Source organism: Marinobacter sp. 3-2 (assembly GCF_003751355.1).
Classification (GTDB): domain Bacteria; phylum Pseudomonadota; class Gammaproteobacteria; order Pseudomonadales; family Oleiphilaceae; genus Marinobacter; species Marinobacter adhaerens.
This window is the reverse complement of sequence record NZ_RJUQ01000001.1, coordinates 45,247-66,865: the sequence shown is the minus strand read 5'-3', so window position 1 is coordinate 66,865 and position 21,619 is coordinate 45,247. Positions and strand designations below refer to the sequence as shown.

At 60.9% G+C, this 21,619-nt stretch carries 18 protein-coding genes; 8 read left to right on the top strand and 10 right to left on the bottom strand.

The window, feature by feature from the left end:
• Positions 1 to 91 precede the first annotated feature (91 nt).
• Positions 92 to 325 (top strand): DUF2789 domain-containing protein, encoded by a 234-nt coding sequence (locus tag EDB94_RS00300; protein ID WP_008173223.1) that lies wholly within the window; start codon positions 92 to 94, stop codon positions 323 to 325.
• On the opposite strand, the gene EDB94_RS00295 is transcribed toward EDB94_RS00300, so the two are convergent.
• From EDB94_RS00295 to EDB94_RS00265, 7 genes are all read right to left on the bottom strand, one after another.
• Complete coding sequence (locus EDB94_RS00295) at positions 322 to 1,812, bottom strand: GGDEF domain-containing protein (protein ID WP_108019522.1); 1,491 nt, start codon at positions 1,810 to 1,812, stop codon at positions 322 to 324. The genes EDB94_RS00300 and EDB94_RS00295 overlap by 4 nt on opposite strands.
• 68 nt (positions 1,813 to 1,880) lie before the next feature.
• Positions 1,881 to 2,813 (bottom strand): tyrosine recombinase XerC, encoded by a 933-nt coding sequence (xerC, locus tag EDB94_RS00290; protein ID WP_062783982.1) that lies wholly within the window; start codon positions 2,811 to 2,813, stop codon positions 1,881 to 1,883.
• Between the two features lie 28 nt (positions 2,814 to 2,841).
• On the bottom strand, positions 2,842 to 3,588 hold the full coding sequence (locus EDB94_RS00285) for a DUF484 family protein (protein WP_008173212.1): 747 nt from the start codon (positions 3,586 to 3,588) through the stop codon (positions 2,842 to 2,844).
• Positions 3,589 to 3,604: 16 nt separating this feature from the next.
• Positions 3,605 to 4,519, bottom strand: coding sequence for a diaminopimelate epimerase (gene dapF, locus EDB94_RS00280; RefSeq protein ID WP_008173211.1), 915 nt, complete (start codon positions 4,517 to 4,519; stop codon positions 3,605 to 3,607).
• Positions 4,520 to 4,533: 14 nt separating this feature from the next.
• Positions 4,534 to 5,784 carry a diaminopimelate decarboxylase gene (gene lysA / locus EDB94_RS00275; RefSeq protein WP_062782859.1) on the bottom strand — a complete coding sequence of 417 codons (1,251 nt, stop codon included), beginning with the start codon at positions 5,782 to 5,784 and terminating at the stop codon, positions 4,534 to 4,536.
• A gap of 41 nt (positions 5,785 to 5,825) precedes the next feature.
• Positions 5,826 to 5,987 (bottom strand): LPS translocon maturation chaperone LptM, encoded by a 162-nt coding sequence (locus EDB94_RS00270; protein ID WP_260312489.1) that lies wholly within the window; start codon positions 5,985 to 5,987, stop codon positions 5,826 to 5,828.
• Positions 5,988 to 6,053: 66 nt separating this feature from the next.
• Positions 6,054 to 8,912 (bottom strand): class I adenylate cyclase, encoded by a 2,859-nt coding sequence (locus EDB94_RS00265; protein WP_108019520.1) that lies wholly within the window; start codon positions 8,910 to 8,912, stop codon positions 6,054 to 6,056.
• A gap of 109 nt (positions 8,913 to 9,021) precedes the next feature.
• On the opposite strand from EDB94_RS00265, the gene EDB94_RS00260 reads away from it, so the two are divergent.
• Positions 9,022 to 11,466 (top strand): EAL domain-containing protein, encoded by a 2,445-nt coding sequence (locus EDB94_RS00260; RefSeq protein ID WP_108019519.1) that lies wholly within the window; start codon positions 9,022 to 9,024, stop codon positions 11,464 to 11,466.
• 27 nt (positions 11,467 to 11,493) lie between these two features.
• On the opposite strand, the gene argH is transcribed toward EDB94_RS00260, so the two are convergent.
• On the bottom strand, positions 11,494 to 12,903 hold the full coding sequence (argH, locus tag EDB94_RS00255; RefSeq protein ID WP_108019517.1) for an argininosuccinate lyase: 1,410 nt from the start codon (positions 12,901 to 12,903) through the stop codon (positions 11,494 to 11,496).
• A 119-nt stretch (positions 12,904 to 13,022) separates the two neighbouring features.
• On the opposite strand from argH, the gene EDB94_RS00250 reads away from it, so the two are divergent.
• The 6 genes from EDB94_RS00250 (at position 13,023) to EDB94_RS00225 (ending at position 19,037) form a co-directional block, all read left to right on the top strand.
• Positions 13,023 to 14,063, top strand: a complete 1,041-nt coding sequence (locus EDB94_RS00250) for a sensor histidine kinase (RefSeq protein ID WP_108019515.1) — start codon at positions 13,023 to 13,025, stop codon at positions 14,061 to 14,063.
• A gap of 29 nt (positions 14,064 to 14,092) precedes the next feature.
• Positions 14,093 to 14,842 (top strand): LytTR family DNA-binding domain-containing protein, encoded by a 750-nt coding sequence (locus tag EDB94_RS00245; RefSeq protein WP_014575852.1) that lies wholly within the window; start codon positions 14,093 to 14,095, stop codon positions 14,840 to 14,842.
• 92 nt (positions 14,843 to 14,934) lie between these two features.
• Positions 14,935 to 15,876 (top strand): hydroxymethylbilane synthase, encoded by a 942-nt coding sequence (gene hemC / locus EDB94_RS00240; RefSeq protein ID WP_108019513.1) that lies wholly within the window; start codon positions 14,935 to 14,937, stop codon positions 15,874 to 15,876.
• On the top strand, positions 15,857 to 16,666 hold the full coding sequence (locus tag EDB94_RS00235; protein ID WP_062782875.1) for a uroporphyrinogen-III synthase: 810 nt from the start codon (positions 15,857 to 15,859) through the stop codon (positions 16,664 to 16,666). The genes hemC and EDB94_RS00235 overlap by 20 nt, the downstream gene beginning before the upstream one ends.
• Before the next feature lie 8 nt (positions 16,667 to 16,674).
• On the top strand, positions 16,675 to 17,799 hold the full coding sequence (locus EDB94_RS00230) for a uroporphyrinogen-III C-methyltransferase (protein ID WP_108019511.1): 1,125 nt from the start codon (positions 16,675 to 16,677) through the stop codon (positions 17,797 to 17,799).
• Complete coding sequence (locus EDB94_RS00225) at positions 17,796 to 19,037, top strand: heme biosynthesis HemY N-terminal domain-containing protein (RefSeq protein ID WP_014575848.1); 1,242 nt, start codon at positions 17,796 to 17,798, stop codon at positions 19,035 to 19,037. The genes EDB94_RS00230 and EDB94_RS00225 overlap by 4 nt, the downstream gene beginning before the upstream one ends.
• A 73-nt stretch (positions 19,038 to 19,110) precedes the next feature.
• On the opposite strand, the gene EDB94_RS00220 is transcribed toward EDB94_RS00225, so the two are convergent.
• A complete protein-coding gene (locus EDB94_RS00220; RefSeq protein WP_108019509.1) occupies positions 19,111 to 20,115 on the bottom strand; it encodes a 2Fe-2S iron-sulfur cluster-binding protein in 1,005 nt (334 codons plus the stop codon).
• A 1-nt stretch (position 20,116) separates the two neighbouring features.
• Positions 20,117 to 21,604 (bottom strand): 4-hydroxy-3-polyprenylbenzoate decarboxylase, encoded by a 1,488-nt coding sequence (gene ubiD / locus EDB94_RS00215; protein ID WP_008169889.1) that lies wholly within the window; start codon positions 21,602 to 21,604, stop codon positions 20,117 to 20,119.
• Positions 21,605 to 21,619: the final 15 nt, after the last annotated feature.

Here is a 21,619-nt window from a genome sequence, read left to right as displayed (position 1 = left end):
ATCCTTAAGGGTTCCGCTACATTTCAGGGAACAATACCTGCAAACGCCATTGATTTCATTCAGGCAAACGGCCAACGGGAGACGAATGTCCATGGACACCAGCAAACACACCCTCAGTACTCTGTTCGAGCAACTAGGCTTGGCGTCCGACGCCAAAAGCATTGAGGATTTTGTCGCCAGGTACTCGCCCCTGCCGAGCGAAGTTGCCATCCAGGATGCTCCCATCTGGTCCGAAAGCCAGTCTCACTTCCTGGAAGAAGGCCTGGAGGAAGACAGCGACTGGGCGGAGGTGATCGACGAGCTGGACGCAATGATGCGTCACTAAACGTCGGCACTGTCGCTGATTATCACCTGGTCCCGGCCGGCGTCCTTGGCCTGATAGAGGGCCCGGTCGGCCCGGTCAAACACCGACTCCTCGGTGTCGCCGGCAATGAATCCCGCGAGGCCGGCTGAGAAGGTCACAGTGACCGGCTCGCCGCGGAAGTGGAACGGCAGCTTGCCGACATGTTCCCGCAACTTGTCCACCACGGCTCGCGCGTCCGAAGGTTCGGTTTCCGGGAACAACACCACGAATTCCTCGCCGCCAAAACGAGCCACAAAGTCCGTGGTGCGCAAGCGATCCCTGAACTCCCTCGCAACCAGCTGCAACACCCTGTCGCCGGCCTTGTGACCATAGGAGTCGTTGATCCGTTTGAAAAGATCGATATCCAGCACTCCGATGGTCAACGGATGGCTGTAGCGTTGCCAGCGGTTGTACTCGAATGACAGTCGCTCCTGCCAGGCTTCACGGTTGGGCAACTCGGTAAGCAGGTCGGTCATGGCCCGGAGCCGCTCCTTACGGACCTGTTCCTGCATCTGCTCGGAGTGGGCCTCCATGGCCGCCACTTTCTCCTGCATGGCCTCAAGCTGCTCGGAGAGCGCACGCTCGCGCTCGGATTCCTGGGTACGGAAACGGCCTACCGCCTGACCAATGGACTCAAGATGGCGACTGACCGACTGTTTTAGGTCCTGAAGGTCATCGCTCTCCTGCAAACGTTGCCCGACCCGCTCAATTTCCTCGCGGATCTCGCGATCAAGGTGCTCTGAGGCATCCAGTCGGCCGCACTGGGCCGAGGACTGAGCCGAGAAGTGTTCTTTCAACAGCTCCAGACGTTCATCAAGGCGTTTGAGAAAGGCTTCGAATTCTCGCTTGCTCCGGGTAACCGCAGCGATGACCAGCTCAGCCACGTGGTTCAGGCCTTCGCGCAATTCGTTCCAGTCGTTACTGGCGAGCAGAGATTGCTGCAGCGCCCGGGCCCGGGCCTCGGCGGCGGGCTCAAGGGAGACCTGGGTAAGCATCTGACCCAACAACTGGCCCACACGGCGGGCAATGCGCAACCGCTGGACGTTGTCCTCGATATCCTGTTCATTACCCGGGAGGGACTCCGGCTGCTCGCTGCTTTCCGGTAAAGGTTCCGCGCTGACCTGTTGCTGCTGTTGCTGGGGCTCTTGCTCTGGCTCTCGCGCCAGACGGGAGAACAAGGAAGGCTTCCTGTCGCTGGCCGACTGGCGCTCATCGAGCAGGGCGACCTGGCGATCAATCTGATCCTGCAAGTCCTTCCAGGCGTCCACATCTACCCGGTTCTTCCGCAGGTCCTTCCGGATGCGAGCCAGCAACCGATCCAGCTCCGGGGTCTGGCCTTCGGAGGCGAGGCTGGTGCGCACCAGCATGCGTTCAAGGGTATTCCGCTCCGCCTTCCACTGCTTTTCCCGATTGTCTGCAGACTCGAGTTCCTGAAGGTATTTTTCCTTCCAGGACTGATCCGATGCCATGGAGCGCTCCCGCCTATCCTTGCTGTACTGTTGATGTGTGAAAAACCCCTAGATGACCCGTGCTGGCCTCAGGAACTCTCGTCACTGGTTTTACCATGATACCGATCGCGTCGTGCTCTGGGGTGACTCTGGTCATAAACCCGAGCCAAATGTTGAAAATCAAGATGAGTATAGACCTGGGTCGTGGCAATGTCGGCATGGCCCAGAAGTTCCTGTACGGCACGAAGGTCACCACTGGATTCAAGCATGTGGCTGGCAAACGAGTGTCGCAGCAGGTGCGGATGGAGCTTCTGGTCGGCACCGCGGCTGATTCCCCAGCGGCTCAGGCGGGCCTGGATACTTCGGTGGCTGAGTCGTTCGCCCCGCTGGCTGACGAACAGAGCAGCCTCACCGTCATTGGCCAGCGCCGCTCTGTACGGTAGCCAGGCCTGTATGGCTGCAATGGCTTTTCGTCCGACGGGCAGCAGCCGTTCCTTGCCACCCTTACCCATCACGCGAACCTCACCACTGCGCAGATCGACGGTATCCAGATCCAGGCTTGCCAGCTCCGCCAGCCGCAACCCGGAAGAATACATCAGTTCGAACATACATAGATCCCGCACTTCCAGGGGATCGTCCGGCTGTCCGTCCAGTAGATGATTCAGTTGATCCACATCTGCAACGCGAGGCAGACGGCGGCCACTCTTGGGGGCCCGGATATCCAGCGCTGGATTATCCGATGCCAGCTTCTCCCTGAGCAGGAACTGGTAGAAACGGCGGGTCGCCGAGAGATGTCTGGCAATGCTCCGTCCTGACAACCCCTCCCGGCTGAGCGTCGCGACGTAGCGGCGCAGGTCGTGGTTGGTCACCCGTTGCCAGGCAACGAATCCACTGCGGCCCAGCCAGTCCGCCAGACGCAAAAGGTCGCGCTGGTAGCTGTCGCAGGTTCTCGGAGAATGGCGTTTTTCAGAAGCCAGGTGCCGGATAAATTCCGCCAGCGGCCCGGTCAGCTCATTGGGCACTGCCGGACTCTCCGGGGCTTCTGACACGTTAGCGGGACTCCGTCGCCATGTCGGTGACCGGAGCAGCCGCTGTGTGGCGCTGCACCATGGGCGGCAGCAGGCGGCTTAGTGTGTCGCTGATGTAGCTCAGAAACAGGGAACCCATGCTCTGGTCAAAGTACCCCGGCTGGCAGCTACCGACCGCAAACACGCCCACCAGCTCGTCATGCCTCAGCGGCACCAAGGCGACCGAGGCAATGGGTTCTTCACGGTCCGGAAACAGGAACTCCCGTTCGCTTTCACGGAACTGACCGCACACAGCCCTCTCGCCTTCCAGCAGGCTGCCCAGGCGCTCACGGGCCGCAGAAGGACTGACGACATGCAGGGCGCCTTGAGAGGCCTCAGGCAGCTCGACATCGGTAAACAACAACACGGAAGCGGCGTCGAGACCGAAATCACCACGGATACTGTCATCAATGGCAGCAGCCATATCGTTGAGCGTCCGCGCTTCAATCACCTGCATCAGCAAACGCTTGCTCTTCTCGAACAACCGGTCGTTATGGCGGGCAATGGATACGAGCTCTACCAACTCCCTGCGCAGGGTGTCCCGCTGCTCCCGGAACAGATGCACCTGGCGTTCGACCAGCGAAATGGCCCGGCCACTGTCGTGGGGCAGGGTCAGGCTGCGCAGCAGCTCGTCCTGGTCGATGAAGAAATCGGGGTTGGCGCGCAGGTAATCCGCCACCTCTTCCCGGGTGAGCTCACCGGCCTTCTGGCGGGCCGTTTGTTCTGTCATGGAGTACTCCTGGCTGTCAGGATCGTTGTTTATGGGGGCGAGCGCTCCTGCGTCGACGACCACCAGAATCACCCGGCAGCCTCAACTGCCCCTCAAATACGCTGGTTGCAGGCCCTTCCATCATAACAGGGGTCCCTTCACCCTGCCATTCAATGACCAGAGGGCCACCCCGCAATTCCACTTCCACGCGGGCATCCAGCAGGCCTCGCAGGCAGCCGGCCACCACGGCGGCACAGGCACCACTACCGCAGGCGAGGGTCTCGCCCGAGCCACGCTCAAACACCCGCAGGCGGACATGGGTGCGATCCAGAATCTGGAGAAACCCGATGTTGGCCCGTGCCGGGAAGCGGGGATGCCGCTCGAGCTTGGGCCCCAGCGTTTCTACCGGCGCCTGGTCTACATCCTCAACCAGCAGCACACCATGGGGGTTACCCATGGACAAGGCGCTCAGCTCCACTGTCTGGCCGTCCACATCCACGGTGTAGACATCCTTTCGACGGTCGGCGGCGAACGGAATGGCCGGCGGGTTGAACTCGGGCACGCCCATATTGACCATCACCATGCCTTCCCGGCCGACACGGAGCTCGATCACGCCCTTGGCAGTCTGGACGCGGATGACCTTTTTATTGGTCAGGCGCTGGTCCCGGACAAACCGGGCGAAGCAGCGGGCACCGTTGCCGCACTGCTCCACCTCGGACCCGTCCGCATTGAAAATGCGGTAGCGGAAATCGACATCCGGCAGCCCGGGCGGCTCCACCACCAGCAACTGATCGAAGCCAATTCCGAAATTCCGGTTGGCCAGTTCGCGGATCATCTCGGGGCGCAGACGAAAAGGCTGGCTGATGGCATCCACCACCATAAAATCATTACCCAGCCCATGCATCTTGGTGAATCGAAGCATGGGGCCCTGGGTCCGGCGTTGCTGTGTCATCTCCTCGCTCCCGCTCATTCCGGAAGGCAGCTCTCGGGTGCGAGCTGGTCTTCGAGAGTTTCACGGCGGCGGACCACATGCACCTGGTCGCCATCGACCATGAGTTCCGGCGGCCGGTTCCGCGTGTTGTAGTTTGAGCTCATGACAAAGCCATAGGCTCCGGCAGAGCGAACCGCCAGCAGATCCCCGGCCTGCAGGCGCAGGTGACGGTCCTTGCCCAGGAAATCGCCGGTTTCACAGACCGGACCAACCAGATCCCAGGCCTTTTCCTCACCATTCTGATGTGGCTTGACCGGGATAATCGCCTGCCAGGCGCTGTACAGGGCCGGCCGGATCAGATCATTCATGGCGGCATCAATGATGGCAAAGTTCCGGTGCTCGGTGCACTTCAGGAATTCGACTCTGGTAACCAGGATGCCAGCGTTGGCGGCAATGGATCGGCCGGGCTCCAGAATCAGCTCCAGTTTGCGGTCACCCAGGCGCTCGGCCAGCGCTTTCACGTAATCCGACGGCTGTGGTGGCTGCTCCTGGTTGTAGGTGACGCCCAGGCCACCGCCCATATCCAGGTGATGAATGTGGATTCCCTGGTCCGCCAGGGAATCAATCAGGGCCAGCACCCGGTCCAGTGCGTCGAGGAACGGTGACACGCTCGTCAGCTGTGAGCCGATGTGACAATCCACACCCTTCACGTCGAGATTCGGCATACCTGCCGCACGGGCATAGACCTGCGGCGCTTCGGCAATATCAATCCCGAACTTGTTCTCTTTCAGACCCGTGGAAATATAGGGATGGGTACCGGCATCAACATCCGGGTTCACCCGCAGAGAGATCGGCGCCTTTACGCCGAGCTCTCCCGCCACCGCATTGAGCCTGTCCAGTTCGGTATCGGATTCGACGTTGAAGCAGCGCACACCCACTTCAAGGGCCCGCTTCATTTCCCACTCCTGCTTGCCAACGCCGGAGAAGACCACCCGCGACGGATCACCACCGGCCCGCAGTACCCGCTCCAGCTCGCCGGCCGACACGATATCAAAGCCGGCACCGAGCCGCGCAAGAACGTTCAGCACCGCCAGATTGCTATTGGCTTTAACGGCGTAGCACACCAGGTGCGGGTGATCCCGAAGGGCGTCATCATAGGCCCGGTAATGTCGCTCAAGCGTGGCGCGCGAATACACGTAGGCCGGTGTGCCAAAACGATCGGCAATGGCAGAGACAGGGATATCCTCGGCGTACAGCTCGCCGTCGCGGTAGTTGAAATGATCCATGAGTTTCCTGATTCGTTTAACGGGGCCGGGAGGCCATGGCGCTAGTCGCGGGTTTCTTCGCGATCGGGCTCCTCCTGGGCCGAATCCGGCCCGGACGTTATAGAAGCGGCCTGACTGTCACGGTACAACGGACCTTTCTGACCGCAACCGCTCACAACCAGAGCCAGCATCAACGTCATGATCGACAGAGTCCACGCTCGCATATCGGCTACCTACCCCTGAGTTCACTATGGGCGCAGTATACCTGACACCCGCCCCGGGCCGCGAGGTCAGCGAGTCCTCGCGAGATGGCGGTTCAGGGAATCTTCCAGCACAGACCGGTAATACAGGTATTGGCTGGTCTGGATATCCTGCTGATACACCCGGGGGTCGAGGTCGTGGGGCAGGTGGATATCGGTCAGGTACACCGGGTAGACCTCATCGCTATGTCGGAGGGAGCGGATGTAGTGGGCCACTGCCGGAATCAACTGGTCGCCGTACTCCTGGACGCTGAATTCCTGGTCACCACAGAAAATGTCGAAGCGCAGGCGACTGTCACCCTCGTGGATGCCCACGGCCTGCACCTCAAATCCGGGGAGAGGCACTCCCGAATCCGACTCCGGCCGGTACTCGGCCCGCCAGGCCCCATCCCGCCGGACAATCTCGTAGCACTGGACACCGGCAACAACGCCGGCGGAATCGGTATGGCGCAGCAATCGCCGCTCGATCAGGTTATCCAGGAAACGCAGTACCGGCACCAGCAAATGCCGTCGACTGGTCACCGCCTGTTCCCAGCTGAACACAGAACCCAGTTCGTCTACGACCCAGAGCCGGGCCTGATCGCCGAGAATACGATAAAAAACCTGGATGTTGCCCGGTTCGCTGGCCAGGCAAACCGCCCGCAAGGCCGGCTCCTCCTGCAACGCGTAGCGATCGAACACCACCGGCAGGTACCGCTCCTGGGGCAGCGCCAGATGCTCCATCAGCGCCTCAAAGCTGTCGAGTGCCACAAACCCCGGTTCCAGGCCGTTGAACTGGAGCAGGAAGTAGCGACGATCCATTTCAATCACATAGCGCAGCGGATGCGGACCGGTACCTCCGGCAAAAAAGGGCCGGAGGACATCGGCAAACAGCTCCTGAACCCGGCGGGCAATGGCAGAGCCATGACCACGATTGTGGCAGTGAACCTGAACGGCCGGCAATTCGTCGGGATTGGCTGCCACCGAGGCGAGAACATTCTTCAGGCACTGAATCAGTGTATCGCCCGCTGCGTAATGCTGGAGACTGACTTCATGCCAGCTGTTGAAGGTAATCTGGTCGATGCTGATGACCAGATTCTCCCGCCCGCCGCTAAAGCCCAGAGAATCGTGCCGGGAACTGAGCTTGTGAAGGCCCTTTTCCGTGAGGTGGGCCTGAGGGTCAATGCCGACGTTCACCAACAGCAGATTCCTCAATGGCCGGACACCCCGGGACAACGCTTCCCGTTCCGCCGGTGCAATCGGAAATGGCAGGAACGCAGACAGGGCATCAAGCATTTCACGCAACTCGCTGACGGAGGCAATACTGGTGCCCGACCGCACATTCAGTCGAGTCGAGCGGGTCAGCAGACCGTTGCAATAGCACCAGACCATCAGTTCAGCCAGATTTCCGGAGCGACGGATAACCGGCTGCCAGAAAGCGTCTGCCGGGTCTTCGAGGTCCCGGTACAGCAGCCAGCCGTCGGCGTCGCCGCCCTGCTCCGACTGGTGATGAAATGCCAGGTTTTCCTCCGCCAGCGACGGGGCCAGCCCGGGATTGATCTGCTCGATCTTGCCCGCCTTGCGCTGAAACGCGGCATAAAGCTTGCGGCCGAGGAGATTGATATCGTTGGCGCTGATGGCGGCGCGTTGGCCATGCTCCCTGGCCATTTTCGACAGCAGGCGGTAACCGTGGGTCAATTCGTTGACGATGGTGCGACGCAGGGTGGTGACATCCTCTGCCCGCCAGCGTTGACGATCATCCAGCTCCGCCAGCGTGTTTTCACTCCAGCCCCAACCTGTCACCATCTGGCGCAGCAGGCGGGCACGCCACTGCTCACCGGAGACCTCTGACCGCGTCAGTGGCAATCCGGCTTTCAGATACAGGCTCCGGCGAACCAGGTCCAGCCTCGACGCCACTTCCGGCCCGGTCAGCCAGCCCTCCAGCCGATTGTAAAGCATGACGTAAGGGTCCAGACGGTCGGCATCGGTTTCGCCGCGGAAAACGGCCCGCTTGAACTGGCTGGACAACAGAGCCTCACCGGTGGTCCGCGCATAACATTCGATCAGAAGCAGTTTCAGAATCGATTTCCAGGGCGCATCAATCCCCTTGTACAACTGCCAGACGCCCGCACCAAGGAATTCTTCCTCGGGAATCGCCGGCACCGGGCCAAAATCGATGTAGTCCTCGGCGCGCACAAACCGGTAGTCCACCAGCTTGCGCATGCAGTCATCGTAGGTTTCCTCCCGCTCCGCAGGAATCAGCCACCACATGGGCCAGGCACCGGCCAGATGGATGCTGGTCCGGTAGAACTCGTCCAGCAGCAGGAAATGCTGGGCGCTGCCACAGTTCTCGCCGGTCACCTCTACCCGTTGCCGACCGGCACGCCAATCCGAAGCACAGAAGACGAATACGTGCAGTTCGACACCGAAAGATTCCGCCCAGCGGGCCAGCTTCGCGGCTTTGCGCTCAAGACAGCGGATGCCCCGCTCGGGCAGGTCACTGCGGTGACAGAGCCAGACGTCGAGGTCACTGGCTACGGAATGGCCAAGGGTTCCCGGGCTGCCCATCAGGAACATGGCGTCCAGATCCGGTTTGCGCTTGCCTTCATCCTTCAGCGAAAAAGTCCGGGCCAGCCGACGAGCCGCATTGATGGTGGCCGGTGACGGCTGATAGTTGCTCAGGCCATAGGGGCAATCGCTGTCCAGGTAACCGGGCAGGGCCGGATGGTTGAGATGAAAAACCAGAGGCAGAATCTCCAGCACCATTTGCTGGCGATAGGACAGGGCCGAGTGGGCACGATTCCAGCGCTGCTGATTGACCAGCAGAAACCGGTCCCTCAGGCGACGGAGGGTCTTGCGATCTATTCCCTCCTCAAAGTCGAGGGAAATCGGGGCAACATGGGCGGTCAAGGCGGCTCCGCAGAGAGGTTCTTTTCAGCATCAGTATGAGTATGATGTCGGCATCGTGGCAAAACCTTTAAAAAAATAAAAGCTGCAGGACACGCGAGGCCCACCCGCTGTGAAAGAATTCATCATTCGCCGCTACCGTTCGGACCAGTCCGAGACCTCCGGGCGCCAAACCGTTTTACGCATCGACGATGAAGGAAAAGTACTGTTCGCTGACCAACGGGCCGAGGCGGTGCTCGGCTATGAGAGCAGTGAACTGGAAGGCCAGCCGGTGCACCGGATCCTGGCATCTCGCCAGGATGATCCCTTTGCACCGGCAAACCGCCACCGGATCGAGCGTGGCCAGAACGTCCTGGTGACCTTCCGGCACAAGGAAGGTTTCTTCTACACCGCCTGCCTGAGCCTGCGACTCGACGTTCGGGATTCTGACAAGGCGGCGAGTGCCACGATTGCCCTGTGCGATAGGTCAAGCAGGGATTCCCGTCTGTTGCGAGCAGCGGAGAGCAGTGCCGGTTTCGGGATCTGGGAACTGGACACCCGCACGAATGAAATGACCTGGACCGAGGGAATGTTCCAGCTTCTCGAGCTGAGACCGGGCGCCGAAATCACGCCCGAACAGGCGCTTTTCTACTGCCAGACCGGCCAGACCAGGGTCCGGGCCATGTTCCGCCGCTGCCTCCGAACCGGAGACGCATTTTCCCTCAATCTCGATATCGTTACCTCGCAACAGAACCATCGGCGGGTGACGCTCAGTTGTCGGGCCCTGAAACAGGGCGGCCGGATTACCGGGCTCGGCGGCACCCTGGTAGACCGGACCGCCGATATGAAACTCGACAGGGCTCGCCAGCACGCAAACGCCATGCTTGCAGCGATCACCAGCGCCAGCTCCGATCTGGTTGTGGCGGTCGATCTCTCGTTCAACCTGCTCCACTTCAATGACGCCTGGGCAAGACAGTTTACCGAAACCTTTGGCGGGCGCCCGGAGGCAGGCGACAACCTGAGCGACCTGCTTCAGGAGTTCCCGAACGAACGCAGGCTGATGGAACGGCTCTGGCACCGGGCCTTCGAACGTGACAACTTCGTGGTCGAGATGCCCATGGCCCAGCAGTCGCGCCAGCTACCAGTGCATGAGTTCCATTACCAGCGCCTGACCAACGACCAGGGCGAAATCACCGGCGCGGTGCACGTGGCCCGTCGCATTGAGCCCAGGCTGAATCACGCCTCCAGTGAGGAATACCGGATACGTCACGATCCGGTTACCGGCCTGATGAACCGAAAGGCATTCATCGCTCGGGTATTAAGAACCCTGGAGCAGAAAACCCATCGGGAATCCTGCGACAGCCTGCTCTACCTGGATCTGGATGAATTCGAACGCTTTAACGATCTTGCTGGCAGCGGCACCTGTGACCGCTATCTCAGGGAGCTGGCCGGCAACCTCGGCGTGCGCGTCCGGCAGCGTGACGCCCTCGCCCGCCTCGCTGGCGACACCTTCGCCCTTCTGATCGAGAACTGCCCGGAAGCGCGGGCCCGCAAGATTGCCCAGGAAACCCTTGATTTGATCGGCGACTTTGTCTTCGACTGGCAGGGTCACAGCCTCCAGACCACCGCATCGGGCGGCCTGTTAATCCTGGACAACGACGTCCCCGCGGATCCGGAGCAGCTTCTGGGCCAGGCTGCGGATCTTTGCCACACCGCCAAAACCTCCGGACGCAACCGGATTCACGCGGCCAGGGCCATTGCCAACCAGACGGACGATTCAGTGGCCAGCAAACGGGTCGAGCAGATCCGCGAAGCGCTGGACAAACAGTCGCTGATTCTGGAATACCAGGCCATGAGGCCGGTGGCCAGCCCCACCTGGGGCGATCACATCGAAATCCTCTGCCGGATTCCAACAACGTCGGATGATGAGGCGACACTCCTGCCCGACGATTTCCTCCCCATTGCGGAACGGTTTGACCTGGCAAAGCGCCTGGATCGCCAGGTGATCCGGCAAACCCTGGAATGGCTCGGTAACCAGCCCTTGCTGGAACCCCGATTGAAGTACTGTGGATTTAACCTGTCACTGGCAACTGTGCTGGATGACACCTTCGCCGACTTCATGGCCGATGCCCTGAACCAATCCCCGTTTGCCCCGGACTGTTTCTGCCTGGAAATCCGTGAGGCCCACGCCACCCAGTATCCCGACGACGTGGCCGTGCTGTGCGATGCCCTGCATCGGGCAGGCTTCCGCGTCGCCCTGGACGGTGCCGGCGCATCGGTGGAAAGCTACAGCCTGGCGGCGAGATTACCCGTGGATATCATCAAACTGGACCGGAGAATGGTTCAGCAGCTGGAGGAGGACCCGGTGCAGCAGGTGATGCTGGAAGCACTGCACCGGATTGCCGAGGCCGCCGGCAAAGTGACGGTGGCCACGTTTATCGAAAGCGACGATGCCCTTCGCAAGGTACGGACTCTGGGCATTCACTACGGACAGGGCTACCGGCTATGCCGACCTGAGCCACTGGACGAACTCACGCCGGCGGCGGTAGACCTCGCTACGGGGCGAATCGGCGGTTAACCGTTTCGCCCCGCTGAGTGCGCCGGCTCAACCCAGCTGGTTGCGGGCCCGACCGACCGCCGCACGCACCTGATCCGGCGCTGTGCCACCGAGATGATCACGGGCCTGGACCGATCCTTCCAGGGTCAGCACATCGAAAACATCGGCGCCGATATGATCGGAGAACTGCTGCAGCTCTTCGAGGGTCATATCAGACAGGTCACGACCTTCAGCCACACCGAACGCCACGGACTTGCCCACGATCTCGTGGGCGTCCCGGAAAGGCACGCCTTTCTTGACCAGGTAATCCGCCAGATCGGTAGCGGTTGAGAAACCACGCTTGGCTGCCACTCTCATGTTGTCCGCTTTGGAGCGAATGGCCGGAATCATGTCGGCGTAGGCTTTCAGGCAGCCCTTGATGGTGTCGACCGTGTCGAACAGTGGTTCCTTGTCTTCCTGGTTGTCCTTGTTGTAGGCCAGCGGCTGGCTTTTCATCAGGGTTAGCAGGCTGATCAGGTGGCCATTGACACGACCGGTCTTGCCCCGGACCAGTTCCGGCACGTCGGGGTTCTTTTTCTGGGGCATGATGGACGAGCCGGTGCAGAATCGGTCCGGCAGATCAATGAAGTCGAACTGGGCGGAGGTCCAGAGCACAAGCTCCTCGCTGAACCGTGACAGATGCGTCATCAGCAGTGCCGCAAAGCTGCAGAACTCGATGGCAAAGTCTCGGTCGCTGACAGAGTCCAGGCTGTTCTCGGTGGGCCGGTCAAAACCCAGCAGTCGGGCGGTCATTGCCCGATCAATGGGATAGGTAGTGCCGGCCAGCGCAGCCGCGCCCAGAGGCATCACGTTCACCCGCTTGCGGCAATCCTGCAGGCGTTCGGCATCGCGGACCAGCATTTCGTACCAGGCCAACAAGTGGTGCCCGAAGGTGACCGGCTGGGCGGTCTGCAGATGGGTGAAACCGGGCATGATGGTATCCGCCTCACGCTCGGCCAGGTCCAGCAGACCCGTTTGCAGGCGTTTCAGTTCTTCGGCAATCACGTCGATTTCGTCCCGCAGGTACAGACGGATATCCGTTGCCACCTGATCGTTGCGGCTTCGGCCGGTGTGCAGCTTCTTGCCCGTGATACCGATACGGTCGGTGAGGCGTGCTTCAATGTTCATGTGCACGTCTTCAAGGCTGACCGACCACTGGAAGTTGCCGGTCTCGATGTCTGCCTTGACACCTTTCAGGCCCTCAATGATCTGGTCCCGTTCTTCGCTGGTAAGCACGCCAACCTCGGCCAGCATGGTGGCATGGGCAACGGAACCGGTAATGTCATGGTGGTAAAGGCGCTGGTCAAATCCCACCGATGCAGTAAATTTTTCAACAAAGGCATCGGTGGGTTCACTGAAGCGCCCGCCCCAGGGTTTTTCAGAGCTTGTGGTCTGGTCAGACTTTTTCTGATCCGTCATGGTCTATCTTTCCTGCTGACAGCCCGGCATCATCTGGCGGGAACTGGGTACATTGAACTTGGCGGGAGTATACCATTCTGACCCGGGTAAAGGAGACACCCCGTAACGGGGACAAAGGTGTGACAGAGAGCGAGTTCTTCGTTCCGGACCTGTGCCGGGTACGGGCCGTGTTCCTGTTGCTGGTCACCAGTGAACTGCTGGTTCTGGTGCTCGCCATCGTGCAGGCGGAGCGGGGCTGGATCGACTGGAATTACTTTGGGCTGTTGTCGCTGTTCGTGCAGTGGACCACCCTCACCAGTGCCGCCCTGATCTGCCTTTTACGCATCCGGCTTGCACGGATGTCCGTCTCCGGTGCGACAACCACCATCGTCGCCATTGTGCTGTTGGATGTGCTCGCCTTCAGCCTCTTTGCAGACAGCGTCCTGCACCCCCAGGACGGCGTTGCTGTCTGGCAGGGCGTGGCCAAGAAAATGTTGCTGGCGTTGCTGATCGTGCTCATGGTGCTGCGTTATTTTTACCTGCAGCACCAGTGGCAACAGCAGCGGGAAGCGGAGATGCAGGCGCATCTGGCATCACTCCAGGCCCGCATTCAGCCGCACTTCCTGTTCAACAGCATGAACACCATTGCCAGCCTGATTGCCATCAATCCGGAACGGGCCGAAGAAGCCGTTCTGGATCTTTCGGAACTGTTTCGCGCCAGCCTTCGCACCGGCGACCAACTGATCCCGCTATCGAGGGAACTGGCGTTGTGCCAGCGCTACCTCGCCATCGAGGCACTGCGCCTGGGCGACCGCCTGAAACTCGAATGGCAGATTGAAGAGGGTCTGGAGCACCAGGCCATTCCCCCGCTCACACTGCAGCCCTTGGTGGAAAATGCCATCTACCATGGTATCCAGCCGCGCCCGGACGGTGGCACCGTCAGGATTGAAGCCCAGGCCAAAGGCGAATTTGTCTACCTGCTGGTACAGAATCCAAAGCCGGACCAGAATAACCAGCAACATGACGGCAACCGAATGGCGCTGGCCAACATTCAGTCACGGCTACGGGCGCTTTTCGGTGAGCCGGCGGTGCTCAAACACAGCCACCAGCACGATGTGTACACGGTTACCCTGCGACTGCCGCGACGGAAGGCCGGCGAGCAGAGCGCCCGAAAACAATAAACCCCTGACCAACGGAAACGAGACAAGACATGACTGATACCCGCAGCGTCCTGATCGCCGATGACGAACCCCTGGCACGGGAACGCATCCGCCGGTTGGTGGAGGCGGTTCCGGGGTATCGGGTCTGTGGCGAAGCTGCAGACGGCGACAGTTGCTTGAAACAGGTGGCGGAACTGGAGCCAGACATACTGTTGCTGGATATCCGGATGCCGGGCATGGACGGCATGGAGGCCGCCAGCAGACTTAGCCAGCTGGCCAATCCACCGGCGCTGATCTTCTGCACGGCCTACGACCACTACGCTATCCAGGCATTCGACGTGCAGGCCATCGCCTACCTGCTCAAACCGGTTCGCAAAGAGGCCTTGGCGGAGGCCTTGGCCCGGGCCGGCAGGGTCAACCGGGTACAGTTGCAGGCACTCAACGGCCAGGCTGCCCACAGCCAGGAACAGTTGGCGGTGCGCACTCACCGCGGCACCGAGCTGATCGATCTGTCGGAAATCCTCTACTGCGAGGCAGATCAAAAATACGTCACCATCCATCACGCCCGGGGCGAAACCGTGTGTGACTACACGCTGAAGGAACTGGAAAACAGCTACCCGAGCACCCTGCTCAGGATCCACCGGAACACCCTGGTGGGGGTTCGCTTTATCCAGGCACTGAGACGGACGCCGGATGGCCACAACCTGGTCGCCCTGAGGGAAGGCCGGGGCGAACTGCCGGTCAGTCGCCGCCATGCCAGCAACGTCCGCCAGTGGCTTCAGGAACATCAGCCGGGCTGAATCAGCAGCGCGCCTGAGGCGGGAGCTGCGGGACTTTTCTGCCGCTACAAGGTAACCTTGGCGGACATTTTTCCGAACCGACAGTGAGTGTCATGTCCAAACGTACCCTTCGCATTGCAACCCGCAGCAGCGCCCTTGCGCTGTGGCAGGCGGAATTCATCAAGGCCGAGCTGGAAAGGCTGCAAGACAACATCACCGTGGAACTGGTCAAGATAAAGACCCAGGGCGACAAGATCCTGGACGTGCCTCTGGCCAAAATCGGCGGCAAGGGCCTGTTCGTCAAGGAACTGGAAGAAGCTATGCTGGACGGCCGCGCAGACCTGGCCGTCCACTCCATGAAAGACGTGCCCATGGAATTCCCGGAAGGACTGGGGCTGGTGGCGATCTGCGAACGGGAAGACCCGACCGATGCCTTCGTCAGCAACCACTATGACAACGTTGACGCCCTGCCCCACGGCGCCGTGGTTGGCACTGCGAGCCTGCGCCGGGAGGCCCAGCTGCGGGCCTACCGCCCGGACCTGGAGATTCGCGTGCTGCGGGGCAACGTCAACACCCGGCTGGCCAAGCTTGATGCCGGCGAATACGAAGCGATTGTACTGGCCAGCTCCGGGCTTAAGCGTCTGGGCTTTCACGAGCGCATCCGCTACTGCCTGCCCGACACGTTGTCGCTGCCGGCGGTCGGCCAGGGCGCCCTGGGCATTGAATGCCGGGTCGATGACCAGGATCTGCTGGCCATGCTCGAACCCCTGAAGCACAAAGACACCTGGGATCGCGTCACCGCCGAACGGGCTCTGAACCGTCGGCTGGAAGGTGGTTGTCAGGTGCCAATCGCGGCGTACGCGCTTCTTGAAGACGACGATACAATCTGGCTGCGGGGCCTGGTGGGCGCTGTTGATGGCACCCAGATTTTCCGGGTCGAAGGCCGCGCGCCACGTGCCGAAGGCGAGCGTCTGGGCCGGGAACTGGCCGAGGATCTGCTGGCTCTCGGAGCCGACAAGGTGCTGGCTGAAATCTATGGCCACACACCAACCTGAGCCCGACCTGAACGGCCGGCGGATTCTGATCTGCCGGCCCGAGCCCGAGGCTTCGCGCCTGGCCAGCCGGTTTCGTGCAGCCGGTGCCGATGTACATATCCTGCCACTGATTGACCGGGAACCTCTGCCGGAAACGCCCGAGCGCCGCACACTCATTCTGAGCCTGGATGAATTTTCCCATGTGATCGCGGTCAGCCCGTTTGCCGCCCGGCTGCTGCTGGAAGAGGTGGACACCTGGTGGCCCCAGGTGCCCATGGGCATCCGCTGGTATGGCGTTGGTGCAGGCACCGCAGCCGTGCTTGCGGAACACGGTCTCAGCCCGCGGCGGCCGCCCGAGGGCTGGACCAGCGAGGCACTACTGGCATTGCCGTCACTGCAAAACCTCCAGCATGAGCGGGTTCTGCTCGCTCGCGGGGAAACCGGACGCGAACTGATCCGCGAAACCCTTGAAGCCAGGGGCGCCCGCGTGACCCTGCTGCCCCTGTACCGCCGCTTTCGCCCTGACCACGCGCCGGAGCGGATCCGGGCCACCCTCGATACCTTTGCTCCGGAGGCCATCGTCGCCCTGTCGGGCGAAACCTTGAACAATCTCATCGCACTATGTGCGAATAGCGGCCATAATCTATACGATAGGTTATTGATTGTTCCCGCAGATCGGGTTGCCGAACAGGCCCGGGCAGCGGGATTCCGAAATCCGTGTATACCAGGAAGCCTTGCCGATAACGACATCGTGGCCACGGTTGCAGCGCAACTTGCCGGCCGGGACGGTGGCTCCGGAAAAGCCAAGTAAGGACGCCCGTGACAGAGACAACGAATCAACTGCCCGCAACCGTTTCCAAGGAACCGCCTGCTCGCCAGAAACTCTGGCCGGTATGGCTGGTTGCCATTCTCGCCCTGATTATCGCAATCGCCCTGGCGCTCTGGAGCTGGCAACAGTGGAACAACCACCAGGCTGTCATGCAGACACTCCAGAGTCTGAAGCAGGACACCGCCCAGCTTGAAAATCTCTATGGCGACCGCGGCAGCCAGCAAAGCCAGCGCCTGCAGTCCCTTGAAGAGAAACTGGCGAGCCAGCGGGAACTGATTGCCACCCAGCAGCGCCAGATCGACCACAATGCCCGTGAACTGCTGGAAGCCGGAAACCGCACGCGCACGGACTGGCTGCTGGCCGAGGCGGAATACCTTCTGCGCATTGCCAATCAGCGGTTGATGATCGAAAAAGACATCCGCGGAGCCATGTCGGCCCTGGAAGCGGCAGACGAAGTGCTGACTGAATCCGACGACATCGGTGTCTACCCGGTTCGCCAGCAACTGGCTCGCGAAATCCTCGCACTCAAGGGCCTGACCGGCGTTGACCGCACCGGACTCTACCTGACACTGGAAGCGGCCATCGACAGCATTCACCAGCTTACCGACCAGGCCCTGATCAGTGAGAACGCGCCCGGCTTTGTCGTCAGCGCTGCAGAAGGAGAAAGCGCTGGAACCGGCGAAGAACCCGGCGCCGTGGTACAGGCCTGGAACAAAGTGAAAGCAACACTGATGCAGGTGGTGGTTGTGCGCCGCATGGACGAGCCGGTCAAGCCCCTGCTCTCTCCCGACCAGAGCGCCTATGCCCGACTGAACCTACAGCTGATGCTGGAAGAAGCCGAGATGGCGGTGTTGCGGGGCAACCAGCCGCTGTATGAGCGCGCCCTTACCAAGGCCCGAACCACCATTGACGACTGGTACAACGCAAGCAATCCCCGGGTCACCGCCCTGAGTGAAACCCTGGCTGAGCTGGCCGGCAAGAACGTGGACCCGGAGCTGCCGGATATCAGTCAGTCCCTGGACCTGCTCAAGGAGCGGCTGGCCGGACGCCTCAATGCCAACAACGGTAATGGCGAGGACAACGCCGACGATGGTAATGGAGGCGGTGATTCATGATTCGCCTGTTACTGATCGTTCTGCTGGCGCTGCTGATTGGCACCGGCCTGTCCCTCGGATTGCAATATGATCTGGGCTACATCCGGATCAGCCTTGGCCATTACCTGATCGAAACCAACTTCTGGGTGGGGCTGGGCCTGATCGTGGCCCTGATCGTGCTGACCGTCCTGACCATCAACCTTATCCGCCGACTCAGAACCAGCACCGGCCTGGTGGCGGGCTGGATTGCCCGCGGAAATGAACGCCGGGCCCGACGCCGGACCACCCAGGGTTTGCTGGCGCTGGCCGAAGGCAACTGGCCCAGGGCCCGCAAACTGCTGACATCCTCCGCAAGCCATGCCGACACGCCCCTGATCAATTATCTTGCCGCCGCCCAGGCATCGTTCGAGACCGGTGATCACGAGGCCGTGGATGATCTGCTTCGCAAGGCCTTCGACAGCACCCCCGGCTCTGACATGGCCGTCGGTATTACCCAGGCCCAGCTGCAACTGGCAGGCAACCGCCTTGAACAGGCCCTGGCCACGCTGGTTCGCCTTCGCAAACAGTCGCCCCATCACCCCTTTGTGCTGAAACTGCTCAAAAACACCTATCTGCGCCTGGAAGACTGGCGCGAACTGTCCAGGTTATTGCCTGAACTTCGCAAACGCAGCGTGCTCTCGGAAGCGGAACTCAATGATCTGGAACGCCAGGTCTGGCATAACCTGCTGGAGCGTGCCGCGGAAGATTGCCGGCGCCAGCAGAAGCAGGATCCCGAGGCATCCCTGGAACCGCTGACCAGGCTCTGGGACGAATTGCCGGGCTTCCTGCGTCGCGACGAATACACCATAAGGGACTACGCCCGCCTGCTTGCCAGCCTTGGCGACGAGGTACAGACCGAAACCCTGTTGCGCAAGGTGCTGCGCAACCACTGGAGCGATGAGCTGATCAATCTGTACGGGCGGGTGAAGGGCCAGAAACCGGATGAACAGTTGTTACTGGCCGAACAATGGCTGAAAGACCGCCCCAACAACCCCGAGCTTCTGCTGGCCCTGGGACGGCTGAGCCTTCGCAACGAACTCTGGGGCAAGGCCCGTGAATATTTCGAGACCAGCCTGCGGCTGAAGCGGAGCCGGGAGGCACTGGCAGAGCTAAGCCGCCTGAATGCCCACATGGGCGAGGAAGAAGCCAGCGTCAAACTGTTGATGCAGGGGCTGGCCAAGGATAACGGGCTGCCGGAACTGCCGATGCCCAGGGCTTAGCGCCAGGGTGTAATGAGAAAGGGCCAGATGAACGTCTCATCTGGCCCTTTTTTATCCGACTACACAGGCTGCTTCACGAACGGGGGGCGTACTCCAGCACGTCAGAAAAGAACGCCTCTTCGGGCAGGCCCGCATCCACCAGAGCATCCATCAGTGTGTACACCATGGTGGGCGAACCGCTGGCATGAACTTCCACATTCTTCCAGTCCATACCGGATGCCAGAACCGCGCGAACCAGCTGGTCGTGATGGCCAGCCCAGTCATTATCCTCGTCATCTCCCACCACCGGCAGGAACGTGAAGCGGGGCCACTCGTCCTGCCACTGCTGTGCCAGGGCGCGAAGATACATATCCTCGTGCCGACGAACTCCCCAGTACAGCTTGACCGGTTGGTCATAGGACGTTTCCCGGAGGTAATCCACCAGGCTCTTCATCTGGGCAAAGCCGGTGCCGGCAGCCACCAGCAACAGCGGCCTGGTCGGCACTGACGCCAGACAGGCCTTGCCGTGGGGCAGCTCCACGGTCACCTCACCACCGGACGTCAGGGCATCAATCACCTTCTGCGCCGACACCCACTCGGGGGTCGCCTGGATATGCAGCTCGATATTCTGGTCCGATGGACTGCTGGCGATGGAAAAGTAACAGGGGTCAGCATCAGGCAGATTGACCGACAGATATTGCCCGGCATGAAACGACAGCTCCCGACGCCGCGGAAGCTGCAGCTCAACGCGATAGACATCGTGACTGATCGACCTTACGTCCACGACCTTTGCCTGAAACTTGCCAGGCTGATTGTTTCCAGCTGCCATAACGGCGGATATCTCCAGTTCCAGATCCGTGAGCGCGATGCTACGGCACATCATCAAGCGCTCACCGATCTTTATAGTCTGTTGGTTTCGGGTATTAAGCGCGGCGCCCTTCAGTAACCGGGCCTCGCAGATTTCACATACCCCGTTGCGACAGGCTACCGGCACCGCTACGCCAGCCCGCGCGGCAGCGCCGAGCAAGTCTGCCTCCGACGCTGCATTGAAGGCGATACCAGAGGGCAAAAGCCGCACCGCCCTGTGTTCACTGCCCATATCAGTCGGGGCGGGATGCCGGACTTTCAATACCCAGGGTATCCCACAGCTCGTCGACGCGTTTTTTCACCTCTTCGGTCATGGCGATCGGCTCACCCCACTCCCGGGTGGTCTCACCCGGCCACTTGTTGGTGGCATCCATCCCCATTTTGGAACCCAGGCCGGATACCGGCGAGGCGAAGTCCAGGTAATCGATGGGCGTATTCTCCACCAGCGTGGTATCCCGGGTTGGATCCATCCGGGTAGTGATCGCCCAGATCACGTCTTCCCAGTTACGGGCATTCACGTCGTCATCCGTGACAATCACAAACTTGGTGTACATGAACTGCCGAAGAAACGACCATACCCCCATCATCACCCGTTTGGCATGGCCGGGGTACTGTTTCTTCATGGTCACCACTGCAAGGCGATAGGAACAGCCTTCCGGTGGCAGGTAAAAATCCACGATCTCCGGGAACTGCTTCTGCAGAATCGGAATAAAGACCTCGTTCAGGGCCACCCCGAGAATCGCCGGCTCATCAGGCGGGCGACCGGTATAGGTACTGTGATAGATCGGATCCCGGCGATGAGTGACCCGTTCTACGGTGAATACCGGGAAGTGGTCCACTTCGTTGTAGTAACCGGTGTGATCACCGAACGGTCCTTCCGGCGCCATATCATCCGGGTAGATGAAACCTTCCAGCACGATTTCAGCGCTCGCCGGCACCTGAAGATCGCTCAGCCCCGCCTTGACCAGCTCGGTCCGGCTGCCGCGAAGCAGCCCGGCAAAGGCGTATTCCGACAGCGTATCCGGCACCGGCGTCACCGCCCCCAGAATGGTCGCCGGATCGGCACCGAGGGCCACAGCCACCGGATAGGGTTGGCCGGGATTGCTCTTCTGGAACTCCTGGAAATCCAGGGCACCACCGCGATGACTCAGCCAGCGCATGATCAGACGGTTGCGACCGATGACCTGCTGCCGGTAGATGCCCAGGTTCTGGCGTTCTTTATGGGGCCCACGGGTAATCACCAGTGGCCAGGTCACCAGCGGCCCGGCATCGCCAGGCCAGCAATGCTGCACCGGAATCTGATACAGGTCCACCTGATCCTTTTCGATCACGACATCCTGGCAGGGCGCGGAACGCAGTACCTTGGGGCTCATGCGCATCACCTGCCGGAACAGCGGCAGTTTTTCGATGGCATCGCGGAAACCCTTGGGGGGATCCGGTTCCTTGAGAAACGCGAGGAGCTTACCGATGTCCCGAAGCGCCGTGACGTTATCCTGCCCCATGCCCAACGCTACCCGCTTCGGTGTCCCGAACAGGTTGGCCAGCACCGGCATGTCATAGCCCTTGGGGTTTTCAAACAACAACGCAGGACCACCTGCCCGCAATGTACGGTCGCAGATTTCGGTCATTTCCAGATGGGGGTCGACTTCAACGCTGATGCGTTTCAGCTCACCCAGCTTCTCCAGCTGGTCAATGAAGTCTCGCAGGTCGTTGTATTTCATCGGTTACTCCGTTCA